A 14,226-nucleotide genomic window follows, 5' to 3' on the forward strand; every position below is an offset into this window, starting at 1 on the left:
TCCTACCTGTTTAGTTCTTTATTTTACCTTGTGCGGTAGTGCTGTCGGTTAAGCGTACTTTTAAACCATGAAAACCTTTTTTCTCCTTGTGCTTTTTGGCCTGTTCTGCCCTGCCATCCACGCCCATCCCGGCGTAGGAATTGTGATGGACAGCCAGGGAAATGTCTATTATACAGACCTGACGCATGTCTGGAAGATCAATCCGCTAACCAGGGAAAAATCGGTTGCGGTCAAAAACGTACATACCCATGAGTTATACCTCGATGCGCAGGATAACCTCTATGGCGAAAACCTCTGGTACGAAGGCGAGCGCACCAATAAGTGGGGCCACCGGGTGTGGTGCCTGCGACCCGACGGCACCCGCGTGACCATTATCCCAGCCACCCAAGGGTTTCTGACCAACTACAGCTTTGTTCGCGATAAGACAGGCACCATGTACTGGGCCGACCGGAGCGCCAAAACCGTGATCCGCAAGCGCCTGCCCGACGGCACCATCGGCACCCATGCGACCGGCCCCTTCGCCGACGTTCGCTGGATGACCTGCACGCCCGACGGCATTCTGTACCTGACCGACGGACCGGACGTAAAACGCATTCTGCCCGACGGCAAGGTGCAGATCCTGGCCCGGAACGTGCGGGAAAACCGCCTGACCAAGCCGCCCGTCGGTAACCAGCACGCGCTGATGGGCCTGAGCTACGACCCGGCCGGAAACGTGTACGTGGCCGTATTTGGTGGCCGGAAGGTGAAGAAAATCAGCCCAACCGGCCAGGTAACCGTGGTCGCCCAGTCGGCGTCACCCTGGTCACCGGCGGGGGTGCTGGCCGATAAGACCGGTAACCTCTGGCTGCTGGAGTATTCGGCCGCCAACCAGGCCCGGGTCCGGCGCATTTACCCCGACGGCTCCGATACGGTGTACTAAGTACAGCAGACAGGGACGGACTTACAGATCGACGGGCTCGTCCTGCTCCTCAAAGAACAGATAGTTCAGAAAATCGCAGTACGGTTTAATCACCTGACAGGCCTTGACGACTTCAGCGGCAAAGCCGGGTTTCAGGACTTCCTTATCGGTAAAGCGGTGCATAAAAAACAGTTGCTTCCGGCGGAGCAGGTCAATCTCCGGGTGATCGGCTGAATAGCCTTTCGGGGCCGTTTTCATCACTTCACCCCAGATTTCGGGGAAATATGCCCGGAATTCGTCAGCCTCAATGATGCGTTTCAGCTCGGCTGCGTTATAATCGATCTCCTGCCGGTACTTGGCCAGTTGCGTGGGCGTGGGGTTCCACATCCCCGCTCCCAGAAACGATTCGTTACCCGGCTGAATATGCAGGTAGTAGTCGGTTCGTCCGGAATGCCGCCCACCCGGCCCGATCGCTGCCGCAAAATTCAGCTTGTAGGGCGATTTGTCTTTAGAGAAACGGATGTCGCGATTAATCCGGAAGATGCAGTCTTTGACCTCTGTATTGGGCAACGGTTCAATGGCGGTAAGCTGCAGAAGCACCTGCCCGATCAGGGCTTCAAATTCCTGCCGGGCTGCTTCATACCGTTTCCGGTTCATGTGAAACCACTCGCGCTGGTTGTTCTGAGCCAGATCCCGCAGAAAGTAGAGCGTAGCAACCGTCAGGGTCGCTTTCTTGGTTGGATTGGTTGTCATTATATCCCAAAAATACACAGAAAAGCAGGAGATGCCGATAATCAGGGCCGTTTACTATTCTTTTTATTCAATTTTCGCGTACAGGCTCGTTTTTCTTGCAGCTTACCGGGATTGGTCATATATTGACGACAGCTTTAATGACCATTTCTATTCCCCATGAAGCAGTTGCTGACCGCGTTTATCTTTTTCTGGCTGGTAACTGGTTTCCGTTTCTCCGTCTCACTGTCTCCACCCAAAAGCCCACAGGCTGGCCGGGACACCATCAAGGGTCTCAACAATACGGCCATCAAACTGGCTGAGCGCAGCAATTTTGGGGTATCGCTCCAGCTCCTCGACCGCGCCGACGCGGGGCGGCCCAGCGATACGCTCCGGTACAACCGCGCACTGGTACTCGGACGCGCCAGACGGTACGAAGAAGCCGCCCACCTGATGTCGCAACTGAACTTCCAGCACTCGCAACTCAACGAAGGTATTTTCCGCTGCCTGATGGGCGATGTCCGCCAGGGAGTCCGGTTGCTGGAGACCGCCACATCGCATCCGGACCGTGCCAGTCAGTTGCTGTACAACCGGGCCCAGGCTCATCTGCTGGACGATAACCCCGCCGATGCCGAACGGACCATCGAAGCGGCCATTCGCCAGAAAAACAATCCCCGGTACAAAATCCTGAAAGGCGATATTCTGCTGGCGCGGGAACGCTACTCCGAAGCCCTCCACATCTACGAAGTTTTATACCGGAAAGAAGAGCAGCACAATCCGGGCCTGCTGGTGCGGCTGGGCAAAGCGCTGCTGGGTCTGAAAAAGTACCCGGAAGCGCAGGTGTATTACCAGCGGTATCTGTCGCTGCTGCATCCCGACTACCATTTTGAAGCCCGCTACGGCCTGGCCAGTGCGTTTTACGGCCAGCGCGATTACCGCCGGGCGGCCAGCGAGTTCCGCAGTGCTGTTTCGCTGAAACCCACCTCCGTACCCGCGCACGTGGGCCTGGGGAATGCCCTTTGCAGCCTCAAGAACTATAAAGAAGCCCGCACGGCGTTCGAATCGGCGGTTGCGCTGGATGTCTGCCACCCCCTGGCCCAACTCGGCCTGGGCGTGGTCAGCTACCGGCAGGGGAATTTTGAAGCGGCACTCGAAGCGCTCACGCAGGCCGATGCCGCCTTTGACGACAAAGATCCGGACCTTGCCGATGCGTTTCTTAGCCGGGGCATGGTGCTGCTGACCTTTAACCGGCTTGACGAAGCGCTGGCCGACCTTCACAAATCGGCCCGGCTGAACCGCACCGCTGCCGCCTACGCCGGTATCAGCGAGATTTACCGCAAGAAAGACAGCTACCGCTACGCCGTCGAGTTTCTGGAAAAAGCCATCCGGCTGTCGCCACAGAACGATAAGCTGCTGACCAACATTGGCAACATGCACCTGATGGTCAACAAAATTCACGAAGCGCACCCGAGCTTTTCGTGGGCCATCCGGCACAACCGGCACAATGTAAACGCCCTGAACGGCATGGGCATTACCCTGCTGGAGATGGATAACCTGCCGGCGGCCATGGCCCTGTACGACAGCCTGATTGCCCACGGGCAGCACCGCTCCTTTTTATTTAACAACCGGGGCATCGTTTACGCCTACATGGCGCTCCGGATGGAAAAAGAAAAGCAGCCTCATAAGGCAAAGCAGTTCTACCACCGCGCCCTGCGGGATTTTGAGATGGCCCGCGAGGCCGACTCGACCCGGAAGCAGTATTTCAACAACATGGGCAATGTCTATAAAAACACCGGTGAGTTCGGAAAAGCCTTTGCCAGCTACGAAGGGCATCTCGACCGCAGTGCACTCAACAACATGGGGGTTGCCTTTGCCGTACAAAACAAAGGAGACATTGCCCGGTATTACCTGAATCTAGCCATTCAGCTCGATTCCGCCAACGTAGTTTATCAGTATAACCGGTACAAAGTCTACCAGCGTTATTTCAACGATGACCTGGAGCGCCGGCCGGACATCGCGCGCAGCCAGCAACTGCTCCCGACCAATTCCATCAGCGCCCGGTACAGTAAAGATGGGTACATCAATGTGTACCTGTACGATTTCGAGTTTGATCCCTATACGTTCCCCGGCGAACACCATTTTCCCATTCAGCCCGCCCCCCTGCGGCCCGCCGAACTGACCATGGTCGACGATTTTCTGTTTATGGTGGAAGAAACGCCGGAGTCTCCGAAACCCCAACGCGACAAACCCGGCAAAATGCCGAAACAAAAGCGGCCACGCAATCTCGGCAGCACCAGTTGCCCCGTCATCTGATGCCCGGCATCCTGTAGACGTTCGCCATCGACGCCATCCCACATAGGCAGTTGCTGCATTCTCAGTGCTGTTCGCACTATCACGGCCAGGTGACCGGCGGGGGCGGTGTCCTGCCCGATCTGGGTCGATCGGCCGAGGGTATCCACGATATTTTCCAGAAGATTGTCCGGGAAGGCCTGCAGTCTGGGAACGACATGCCTAATTTTGGTAAGCGACTGAGCAAAAAAGACGTCACCGATATTAAGCAGTATATTTTCTCGATGGCGCAGGAGCAGATTGCCAGGCAGGGAAAATAAAGCCAGCCTACATGGATGCCTGCTTGAGAAAATGCAAATTTGAACACCACAGCAAAAAGTTGAGCCGCACAGCAAAGTCACAAGCAAATAACTTTCCTACCTTTGATTAAGTCAGTAATATTCAGAAGCTTATTGCTATGACAAATATTTATGACTTTCTAAAGTTCCAACCAAACGTATATAGGCAATTTGTTTGTAAGGATTTGTTAATCGCCTATTATGATTGTACGCAAGCCAGCAAACAGGAGGAATTTTTCTCTCATTTCAGCTATATAACGTTTGTGGTAAACGGAGAGCGATGCGTGCACCGCAGGGGAAAGTCATGGCTGCTCAGACCAAATGCCTGCCTGTTCTTCAAAAAGGGTGCCCTGATGCAGGATATGTATTTCAGCGACAATTTCCGCTCGTTAAATCTGTATTTGCCGGACAGCTATCTTCAGCAACAATTTAAAGAATACCTAAAATCGCGAAAGACCCGGAATCTGATTAACCAACCCAGTGAGCAGGTATTTGAACTGGCCGTAAACCAGACCACAGAAGGTTTTATTCAGGCGCTGCTTGCCCTTTTTGAGCAGCAGCCCGCTCCCACAGACGATATTATTGAACAACGAGCCAGGGAGTTGCTTTTTTCCTTCCTGCTGGACCAGGATAACAAACCCCTGACTACTTACCTCAACAGCCTGATCAACCGCCGGCAAACGTCGCTGTATGAGGTAATGGAAGCTAACTATATGTTTAACTTGTCTCTGGAGCAATTTTCCCGCATTGCAAACCGGAGTCTGGCTACGTTTAAGCGGGAGTTTACGAGGCTGTTCCATACGACACCTGCCCGGTGGCTGATGCAAAAAAGACTGACCTACGCTAAAACCTTACTCGAAACCACTGAATTGCCGGTTAACGACGTGGCCTACGAAAGCGGCTTTGAAAATACTTCGCACTTCAGCCGGGTTTTCAAAGAGCGGTTTGGCTTATCGCCCCTGTTTTACCGAAAGCAACATCACACTGTTTTAATACCAGAACCTCAACCCGCATTGGCTATTTATTAGCCTCTTTGCCCTCTCACCTGCTCCATGGATGAGGGAAAAGTGACTGATCTACCGGAGTATTTACCAGACCACACAGAGGCCCCTAGTGGAATAGGCTGGTCCTGTGCTATTGCACCCACATCTCATTTCAGCCCGGTATTGGAGAAACGAGCCGACAGAAGCCCCGGCTTTGCATACAATTTGTGCATTCGTATACATAAGTCCGTAAGCAATTACCGGACAATCGTTTTCATTAAACCAATTATCCTGTATTTATGGAAACTATCAACACGTCTCAACTGCTGTTCCGGTTGCAAGGACAGCTTATTACCCCAAACGATTCCGAGTACGATACCGCCCGTAAGGTATATAACGGAATGATCGATAAACGCCCGGCCCTGATTGCCAGATGCGCTACGGTCGAGGATGTAGTCACGATGGTGAACTTTGCCACCAAAAACAATTTACTGGTCTCCGTACGGGGAGGTGGTCATAACGGCGCGGGCTTTGGGGTTAACGACGGCGGCCTGGTCATTGACCTCTCGCTGATGAAGCGCATCGACGTAAACGCCGAAGCACAAACCGTTCGCGTAGAAGGCGGGTGTCTGCTGAGGGAAGTCGATGCCGCCACGCATCCCCATGGGCTGGCCGTACCATCAGGCATTAACGGCACTACGGGTATTGCCGGCTTAACGCTGGGTGGTGGTTTAGGCTACCTGACCCGAAAATTTGGTCTGACCATCGACAACCTGCTCGAAGCGGAGGTAGTGCTGGCGAACGGAGCGGTAATAACCGCGTCGGCAACCGAAAACCCGGAACTGTTCTGGGCAATCCGCGGAGGTGGCGGCAACTTTGGCGTGGTCACTTCGTTTCTGTTCCGGGGTAACGCCATCCGTACCGTTGTGGGTGGGCCAATGCTGTGGGAGATAGATGATGCCCGCGAAATCATGCAATGGTACCGGACCTTTATTAAACAGGCACCGGATGACATTAACGGCTGGTTTGCCTTCCTGACGGTGCCGCCCGGACCACCTTTCCCCGAGCCTTTACAACTCAGGAAAATGTGCGGTATTGTGTGGACCTATACCGGCCCGACCGCCGATGCCGATCAGGTATTTGAGTCCATCCGACAGATAAAAACGCCGGCCTTCGAAATGGTGGGTGAAATGCCGGTACCCGTGTTGCAGGGAATGTTCGATGCCCTGTATCCTCCGGGACTTCAGTGGTACTGGAAAGGTGATTATGTGAATGAATTAAGCGATGAGGCCATTGATATTCATATATCCTATGGAAACGCCCTGCCGAACGCCTTGTCGACCATGCATCTATACCCCATCAACGGGGCAGCCTCCAGGGTAAGCAATGACGCAACTGCCTGGAACTACCGGGATGCAACCTGGGCTATGGTGATAGCGGGCATTGATGATGACCCTGCGCACAAAGATCTCATTACCAACTGGGCTCGCTCCTATTGGCAGGACCTCCACCCCTACAGTGCCGGTGGGTCGTACATTAATTTTATGATGGACGAAGGCAGCGAGCGGGTTCAAGCCACGTATGGCGATAATTATGAGCGGCTGGTTGCTGTAAAACGCCAATACGATCCCGATAATCTTTTCCGCGTAAACCAGAATATTAAACCAGACTAATTTTTTTATTACCGGTTTGCGGTCCGCCCGTGGTTACGACTAACCTGTTAACTACCCGGACCGCATTCCTATTACTATTTAGTACCCAACAAGCGAACTACTTTTTAATACTCTGTCTCTAAACCGTGTTGATTTATGGAACTTCAATCAAATGCTCGTCGTAAGTTTTTAAGTTCATTAGCTGCACCGGGCCGCCAATCCGTCTAAAGGTGAAATAGTTTACCAGCAAAAATGCGTTACCTGCCACGGACCTGGCGGACAGGGACAGTTCAAACCCGATCAATCCGGCTACAATTTCCCGCCTTTATGGGGTGATCACAATGTATAACAATGGAGCGGGCCTGTATCGGCTAACGCTGTTCGCTGGTTTTATTAAAGCCAAGCCAATATGCCTTTGGGTGCAACCTGGCTCAACCCACAACTGACCGAAGAAGCCTGGGACCTGGCCGCCTACATTGACTCACGCCCAAGGCCTACCAAAGAGTTCAGTCACGACTGGCCAAACCTCAATACCAAAGCTATCGATCATCCATACGGTCCCTATGCCCAAATCGAAATGTTCAGGAGAACAAAAGCGGCCATGCAATCCCGGCAGTACCAGTTGCCCAGTCATCTGATGCTGGAACCATTGGACCGGAGGGGGTTGTTCATGAAGCAAGTAAACCACGCTTTTCCGACGTGCATTCTGTTCATACCGACGGCTCACCCGTAGCCGCTAACCGCACTTACCGCCGGGCACCGGCCTACAAAACGCTTTCATTCTGGGCTAAGCTAGCCACCACCGGCCTGGCAACCGTTACGGCAATGGCCCTGCTGGGGCGATGGTTCTTCCTGTTTGAGCTGTTCAGTCACTTCGTGGTTCAGTATACGGTAGCCGCATCGGTATTAGTCGTTTACTGGTTCGTGCATCGCAGCAGATGGGTCCTCCTGGCTGCGGCCTGCCTGATCTGGCAGGGCTATCAGGCTTATCCCTGGTTCTTGGTCCGACAACCCGTTACGCCCGCTGCGCACGATGTCCGAGTGTTACACGCCAACATTTTATACACCCGGCAGGACTTCGCTCCTATCCAGCGACTTATCGAACAGGAGAATCCCGACTTTTTCGTGCTGCAGGAAATCACCCCGACGGGTATCAAGGCGATGGAAGCGCTCGCCGGTGAATACCCCTACCGTTTCAGCATCTGGTCCAAAGGGCCGTGCTATACGCTGGTAGGCAGCCGGACACCCTTTGTGGCGGATATGGCAGCGGCTGCAGAGCAACGGGTAATCTCTATTCAGACAACCATTCAGGGCCGGCCATTATCGCTGGTGACGGTGCATCCGCGTACGCCCCTTTCGCCTTCCTGGGCCCGCGAACGAAATCAGCAACTGGCCTTTGTGTCGCAGTTGGCCAGCGGTCAGGCCCGCCCGACGGTGCTGCTGGGGGACCTGAACGTTACCATGTGGTCGCCGGTGTATAAAGACTACCTGGACGTGCCGGAACTCACGGCCTGCCGGCAGGGCTTTGGCTGGCAGCCTACCTGGCCGGGCTACTTCCCGCCGGCGTACCTGCCCCTCGACCACGCCTTTGTCAACGGAGGCTTCCAGACTACCCATTTTCGCACCCTGGCCGTGCCCGAATCCGATCATAAAGCCCTCGTGGCCGACCTGCGCTTTACCGGCCATTGATAATTTATTGATCATCCTCTTGCACTCTTCCCGGAAATAGTTGTATCTTTCTTTTGTTCCAAACAGAAACAGCTATGAACGTCTTACACCGGATTGAGCACTGGGGCGATACGCATCACCCCGTGTGGATGGACGCGCTACGCATTATGCTGGGAGTAATTTTATTCCTGAAAGGAGTTAGTTTTATCGGTGATACCGATTACCTGATGCGCCTGGTGGGGGGTGTGCGTTTTGATATTCTTCCCGTCGTCCTGGTGCATTATGTAGCGTTTGCGCATCTGGTGGGTGGCCTGCTGATTGCGCTCGGTGCCCTGACCCGCTTCGCCATTCTGCTTCAGTTGCCGATCCTGATCGGTGCGGTTTTCTTCGTCAATATCTCCCGTGGTTTTTCAGCCCTCAACTCCGAACTCTGGCTGTCGGTCCTGGTGCTGATGCTGATGATCGTTTTTCTGATCATAGGCTCGGGCCGGTACTCCGTTGATACCTACATGCGCGAACACGAACGGTAAGGGGTTTATTGGTTGATTAGTTAATTGGTTATCTAGTGGGTTGCCTGATTTTACAAAACCAATTAACCAGTTAACCAGTTAACCACTCAACCAACAAACAGACAACGTTATGGCAGATAAAGATTTGCAGAAAGCCGCCGAAAAGCTGACTGGTCCCGCAGTGAACGGCCAGGGCGAAATGAATACCGGTACGCAGCACGGCTCAAAAGGAACCGGCCGGGGAGGTACCTCAAAAAGCAGCGGCAGCAAAGGCTCGAAAAGTGCGGGTGGCTCCACCGGCGGTAACAAAGGCGGACACAGTAATTAATCACTGTTTTTTCACCCAAACCTATAAGGACTATGAAGCGGCTTATTTATTTCGCCCCGGAGAAGAATGACGGAGGGGGTATCACGGATAAAGGCGAGAAGAAAGACCATCGGAACTCCGATACGGGTCAACGCACCGGCACCAACAGCAAAAGCACCGATACCGATAAACTGGACTTACCGGAGGATGCCGATAAGATTCACAAAGGTACCGGTAACCGGAAGGCCGATGGAAACACCAAAATTGGTGAAACGCCCGGTCAGGGAAAACAACAATCTAATAGTGTATAGGTAACAAAAAGGCTCTTTCCGGTGGAAAGAGCCTTTTTGTTAAAAGATATATCGTATTTCACACCACGGAATCTCCTCCGCAATCAGGCGCTGAAAAATGTCGATCATTTTCGACTTCAACTGGTGATCGTAGCGGATGTTCCACCCGCCAAACTGACTGCGTTTGTTCTCCTGCAACTCCGGCACCCACAGCAGTTCCTCAGCCTTTGGATTAATAGCCAGATTAGCCTGATGCTGCCACTGGTTATGGGTCAGAAAGATCACCTCACTCTTGAGTTGCGCTTTTACTTCGGACCGCAACGCTTCATCCAATTGCCGGAACAACGCCCGGTAGTCGTCTCTCCACTGCTTACCCCCGTACACGATTACCGGCGAGAAATTAACGTGAACCTCGTAACCGGCCTCGTAAAAGTCATTGATAGCAGCAATGCGCTTCTCAATGGAATCGGTCCGTACGTCCACCAGCTTACTTACGTGCGCCGGCATCAGGCTAAACCGGATACGCACCTTGCCCCGCGGGTCAACGTCGAGCAGGTCGGGGTTCACAAACTTGGTGGCAAACGTCGCCTTGGCGCGGGGATGGTCGCGGAAGAAGGCAAACACCTTCTGGATACCATCCGATAAGCTGTAATCGATGGATAGATCGGAGTTACAGCCGATGTCGTAGGTGTAATAAACCGGGTCGGTCTGGTTTGGCTCTTTGGGCCATGGCAGACTCATCACGTGGGCATCGATGGTTGCCAGAATCTCCTCTACGTTGGTAAACAGGGTGATGGGGTTTACCTTCTTGTGCCGGTCTACGTAGCAGTAAGCGCAGCCGCCAAAGCAACCGTTGGCCAGACTTGGCGCAATGTAGTCGGAACTCCGGCCACTCCACTTACACTCCAGCGTTTTAAGCCGGCCCAGCACCAGCACATCCGACTTCACCTTGAAATGGTTCAAACCCAGTTCGGGCAGGCGGTTATGCTGACGCACTTCCAGCATTTCCGCCTGGGGGTATTGCTCCAGCACCGCTTCGCCCCGTTCGTTCATTGCATCGGCGGTATAGAGGATAATCGATGGATTAAATTCAGGCATGGGTTTCGTTGAGTAACTGCTTGTGTTGTCTGATAAAATAACAGTAGACCTAACCGGAAAGTTCATACCTTTTTCTTCACAATACATTGAACTACAGCATCTTACAAATTAAATTTTCACTTAAAAATTCACCAGGAGCAGCCCCAAAAAGGTGGTATCGGGACGACAATAGCTACCAGATCCGGCTTACCAATGGTAGCTTCGGCGAAACCAAAGGCTAATGAGCGGTATCCTTACATTTGACCAGCAGTTTCCTAAATTTGCATCCGTTGCCCGGCTAGCGAACCACGCACTATCGCCACAGCCGCTTCATTCACTGGCAGGAACACAGATTGCAAAGCATGCAAATTGAGATACACCCATACAACGAAACCTACCGGGAGCCAATCATTTCGGTTTGGGAAAAATCGGTCAGAGCGACTCACGATTTCCTTACCCCGGATGACATTGCTTTTTACAAAAAACTGGTCAGCGAAATTGACTTCCGGGCGTTTTCGGTGTACTGCCTGACGTCGTCCCAAAACGTACTTGGCTTTCTGGGCGTTCTGGACAACAAAATAGAGATGTTGTTTGTGGACCCGGCTTATATTGGTCAGGGTCTTGGCAGAACGCTCATGCTGTTTGCGTTGGATAATCTACATGCGGATAAGGTGGATGTGAATGAGGAAAATACTAAAGCCATAGCGTTTTACACCAAATTCGGGTTCATCCCCTACGAACGGCTGGAGAAAGACTCCGAGGGGAAAGATCACCCTATTCTGAAGATGAAACGTCCGTAAGCGCTGACACAATGCGCAAATTTTTCTCGAACTGTTATGCGAAAAGTCATTCTACAGGCCGGCAAGCCTTTGTATCGTCAATGGGCAATTATCCTGCGTGGTTGACTTTGGGGATGCCGACACCGGCGATGTTCACCGGGAGTTCACCCGCTACGCCCAGGATTATCCTGATTACGCCGAGTTCATTCTTATGTCATATGAGACGCTGTCAGGCCGAAAACTGTCGAGGCCGCACATCGTTGCCCTGGCAATTCAGGATGCGGTTTACGACTTAAGAGAGGAGTATTTCGGGACCGGAAAAATAGAGCTGATCGACCAGAACAGCCACTGGTTCAGCCAAACTTGATTTTACGGAAGTACAGAGGCTATCAACCCTAATAGACGTATAATGAGAATATAAAATTATACCTAAGACTTAGTAGTATATAAATATTAATTATATTTGTGTATGGATACTTCTCCTCAACTCCTTAAGGGCAGTCTCAGTGCAATCATCCTGAAGCTTCTTTCCGATTCACAGTGGATGTACGGCTATGAAATTTGCCAAAAAGTCAAGGAGCTAACCAGTGGTCAGCTTAAAATCACAGAGGGGGCGCTTTATCCGGCTTTATACAAACTCGAAGCAGAAGGAATCCTGATTACTAAAACTCAGGTAGTGGAGGGCCGCGCCCGAAAATACTATTCAATTGCCCAGGATCAGCAAGGCAACGCCCAGGATAAACTGGCTCAGATCGGGCATTTCCTTTATCAACTGCAACGCATACTAACCCCCGACGATTTCATTAAGCTTCCCGCTACCTAATCGACCTTATGGCTATGACACAGACCCAACATGCCGACATCGTTACCTTCCTGACCCAAACATGTCAGTTGGTTGAAACCGCCTTTATCGAAGAGATGACCGACCACTTTGTTGTCTCCGTGGAAGCCCGGCTGGCCGATTCTCTTTCCTTTGAACAGGCACTAGCGCTGACGATTGATGACTTTGGCGGACGAAAGAACATCCAGAAGATGGAATGGACCTACCGGAAAGTGTTTCTGAAAAGCCTGGTTCGGGATTGGTGGGCTCTGGTAGAAAGTCAATTCGCTAAGGCCAAACGACTCCGGACAATGATGGTCGTCGGCCTGGTTACGTTTGTAAGCCTCTATTTTGGTTTGATGACCGATTTTACCGGGGTCATTGAACGGAACGTTCTATGGATCTCAGTGCAGTGGGGCGGTGTTATATGGGTTACCATGCTAACCTTGTTTTTCCTACAACGTATTGCTCCCCGGTTTAAGAAAGTAGGGGTCGTCCGGTTCCCTACCTTGTTGAGGAGACTACTCTCCTATCTGCTGTGGGTTGGGGCTTTGTTGCTCTACTTAGGCATTAGTACCCTGGAAATGCCCCTGCTCCTTAAAGGCTTTTGTTATTCCGGCTTATGGTCTGCGTTTGCGGTTTTGTATCTGGCGCTTCTGGATTACTCGATGAAAACTGACCCCGACTCGTGGTACCAAACCAGATAGAACAGTGTCAATTGCTGCTGGCTTCCTTTACGCCCGAGGGAAGCTTTTGCGGAGTGGTCGTGGGGCCGAAAACGGTTATGCGTCCGTCTTTTACCTCCATACGATCGATAAAAACCACTCGCTCGTCGCCGGTTTTGGTGGTTCTGCCGTGGTAGACACAAAACATTTCCTTGCCGTCCGGCGAGTAGGTAATGCTGTTATGGCCCGTGCCTGTGACCGTACCTCCTTTAGCCGTATTGCGCTGGAGCACCGGATTGTTGGCCGCTTTTTTATACGGCCCCAACGGCGACGCTGCGGTAGCGTACCCAACGGCATAATGCTGCCCTCCGAAATAATTAGCCGAATACATGATGTAATACGTGCCGCCTTTTTTAAAGGTAACCGATCCCTCCGTCCACCTGCGGTTCACCTCTTTAGCCGTTACTGACCGGCTTTCCCATTCGGCCTGCTTGTCGTTCAGGCGTACCGGTGGCCGCAGCACTAACACTGGTTGATCAATAGTACCGGAAAAATCGGGCTTCAGTTCAACACCGTATACCCAGCTTTCCTCAATCCCTTTAAACCAGCCTTTCTTTCTGGCCCAGTCTGCCACTTCACTTTCAACTGGATGCTTGTAGGCGGCCCGGGAGTAGTACAAGTAGACCTGCCCGTTGGTATCGAAAAACACATTAGCATCAATGATAGGATAGCCGGGATCGAAAATCGGGCGGTTTGTCAGATCGATAAACGGCCCGGTAGGCTTGTCGGCGACTGCCACCCCAATGCGAAAATTCTCCACTTCTTTGGCTGGGTTCTCTTTCCATTGGGCACTGTAAAACAAATAAAACTTTCCCTTCACCTCGTACACTTCAGGGGCCCAGTACGCACCACCCCAACTGGCGTTCGGATCGCTCCAGCCGTTTTTGTTGTCGTGAAAATACACCTGACCTTCCCGCTTCCAGTTCACCAGGTCTTTTGACGAATAAGCAGCAAACCCTTTATTGGCTCCGGCCCCCGTGCCATACATGTAATAGGTACCCCCGGTGTACAGGACGTAAGGGTCACCAAATTGTACGTTCAGTGGATTTGAGTAGGTAGCCGCCGGGGCCGTTGCAACAGTTGGTGCTGGTTGAACCCCGGCGAGGCACAATGACAGACCAGTGACGAAGAAACATGAAAGCAGGCTGTTTTTCATGGTAAC

The 14,226-nt window shown here is 52.4% G+C and carries 18 protein-coding genes; 15 read left to right on the plus strand and 3 right to left on the minus strand.

The window, feature by feature from the left end; all coding sequences use genetic code 11:
* The first annotated feature begins 67 nt into the window (after positions 1–67).
* Positions 68–919: a Vgb family protein gene (locus tag ABD949_RS06115; RefSeq protein WP_345241611.1), complete on the plus strand. Its 852-nt coding sequence runs from the start codon at positions 68–70 to the stop codon at positions 917–919.
* Positions 920–940: 21 nt separating this feature from the next.
* Here ABD949_RS06115 and ABD949_RS06120 read toward each other — a convergent pair whose 3' ends face one another.
* A complete protein-coding gene (locus ABD949_RS06120; RefSeq protein ID WP_345241613.1) occupies positions 941–1,651 on the minus strand; it encodes a DUF2461 domain-containing protein in 711 nt (236 codons plus the stop codon).
* 156 nt (positions 1,652–1,807) lie between these two features.
* Here ABD949_RS06120 and ABD949_RS06125 point away from each other — a divergent pair, with 156 nt between their 5' ends.
* From ABD949_RS06125 to ABD949_RS06165, 10 genes are all read left to right on the plus strand, one after another.
* Complete coding sequence (locus tag ABD949_RS06125) at positions 1,808–3,940, plus strand: tetratricopeptide repeat protein (RefSeq protein ID WP_345241615.1); 2,133 nt, start codon at positions 1,808–1,810, stop codon at positions 3,938–3,940.
* A 50-nt stretch (positions 3,941–3,990) separates the two neighbouring features.
* Positions 3,991–4,236: a c-type cytochrome gene (locus tag ABD949_RS06130; protein ID WP_345241617.1), complete on the plus strand. Its 246-nt coding sequence runs from the start codon at positions 3,991–3,993 to the stop codon at positions 4,234–4,236.
* A 137-nt stretch (positions 4,237–4,373) separates the two neighbouring features.
* A complete protein-coding gene (locus tag ABD949_RS06135; protein ID WP_425576730.1) occupies positions 4,374–5,282 on the plus strand; it encodes a helix-turn-helix domain-containing protein in 909 nt (302 codons plus the stop codon).
* 254 nt (positions 5,283–5,536) lie between these two features.
* Positions 5,537–6,910 (plus strand): FAD-binding oxidoreductase, encoded by a 1,374-nt coding sequence (locus ABD949_RS06140; protein WP_345241621.1) that lies wholly within the window; start codon positions 5,537–5,539, stop codon positions 6,908–6,910.
* 181 nt (positions 6,911–7,091) lie between these two features.
* The gene (locus ABD949_RS30780; RefSeq protein ID WP_425576732.1) at positions 7,092–7,238 is read left to right on the plus strand and encodes a c-type cytochrome; all 147 of its coding nucleotides are present in this window, start codon (positions 7,092–7,094) and stop codon (positions 7,236–7,238) included.
* A gap of 60 nt (positions 7,239–7,298) precedes the next feature.
* Positions 7,299–7,622, plus strand: a complete 324-nt coding sequence (locus ABD949_RS06145) for a hypothetical protein (protein ID WP_345241623.1) — start codon at positions 7,299–7,301, stop codon at positions 7,620–7,622.
* On the plus strand, positions 7,589–8,578 hold the full coding sequence (locus ABD949_RS06150; protein WP_345241626.1) for an endonuclease/exonuclease/phosphatase family protein: 990 nt from the start codon (positions 7,589–7,591) through the stop codon (positions 8,576–8,578). The genes ABD949_RS06145 and ABD949_RS06150 overlap by 34 nt, the downstream gene beginning before the upstream one ends.
* A 74-nt stretch (positions 8,579–8,652) precedes the next feature.
* Entirely contained in the window at positions 8,653–9,087 is a 435-nt protein-coding gene (locus ABD949_RS06155) for a DoxX family protein (protein ID WP_345241628.1), read from the plus strand.
* A 109-nt stretch (positions 9,088–9,196) separates the two neighbouring features.
* Complete coding sequence (locus ABD949_RS06160) at positions 9,197–9,394, plus strand: hypothetical protein (protein ID WP_345241630.1); 198 nt, start codon at positions 9,197–9,199, stop codon at positions 9,392–9,394.
* Between the two features lie 32 nt (positions 9,395–9,426).
* Entirely contained in the window at positions 9,427–9,684 is a 258-nt protein-coding gene (locus tag ABD949_RS06165) for a hypothetical protein (RefSeq protein ID WP_345241632.1), read from the plus strand.
* A 39-nt stretch (positions 9,685–9,723) separates the two neighbouring features.
* On the opposite strand, the gene ABD949_RS06170 is transcribed toward ABD949_RS06165, so the two are convergent.
* Complete coding sequence (locus tag ABD949_RS06170) at positions 9,724–10,761, minus strand: spore photoproduct lyase family protein (protein ID WP_345241634.1); 1,038 nt, start codon at positions 10,759–10,761, stop codon at positions 9,724–9,726.
* A 341-nt stretch (positions 10,762–11,102) separates the two neighbouring features.
* Between ABD949_RS06170 and ABD949_RS06175 the strand changes: the two genes are divergently transcribed.
* The 4 genes from ABD949_RS06175 (at position 11,103) to ABD949_RS06190 (ending at position 13,046) form a co-directional block, all read left to right on the plus strand.
* A complete protein-coding gene (locus ABD949_RS06175; RefSeq protein ID WP_345241636.1) occupies positions 11,103–11,540 on the plus strand; it encodes a GNAT family N-acetyltransferase in 438 nt (145 codons plus the stop codon).
* A 97-nt stretch (positions 11,541–11,637) separates the two neighbouring features.
* Complete coding sequence (locus ABD949_RS06180) at positions 11,638–11,886, plus strand: hypothetical protein (protein ID WP_345241638.1); 249 nt, start codon at positions 11,638–11,640, stop codon at positions 11,884–11,886.
* A gap of 102 nt (positions 11,887–11,988) precedes the next feature.
* Complete coding sequence (locus ABD949_RS06185) at positions 11,989–12,342, plus strand: PadR family transcriptional regulator (RefSeq protein WP_345241640.1); 354 nt, start codon at positions 11,989–11,991, stop codon at positions 12,340–12,342.
* A 14-nt stretch (positions 12,343–12,356) separates the two neighbouring features.
* Positions 12,357–13,046 (plus strand): hypothetical protein, encoded by a 690-nt coding sequence (locus tag ABD949_RS06190; protein WP_345241642.1) that lies wholly within the window; start codon positions 12,357–12,359, stop codon positions 13,044–13,046.
* Between the two features lie 7 nt (positions 13,047–13,053).
* Here ABD949_RS06190 and ABD949_RS06195 read toward each other — a convergent pair whose 3' ends face one another.
* A complete protein-coding gene (locus tag ABD949_RS06195; RefSeq protein ID WP_345241644.1) occupies positions 13,054–14,220 on the minus strand; it encodes a glycoside hydrolase family 43 protein in 1,167 nt (388 codons plus the stop codon).
* Between the last annotated feature and the right edge of the window lie 6 nt (positions 14,221–14,226).

This window comes from Nibrella saemangeumensis, assembly GCF_039541915.1.
Taxonomy (GTDB): domain Bacteria; phylum Bacteroidota; class Bacteroidia; order Cytophagales; family Spirosomataceae; genus Nibrella; species Nibrella saemangeumensis.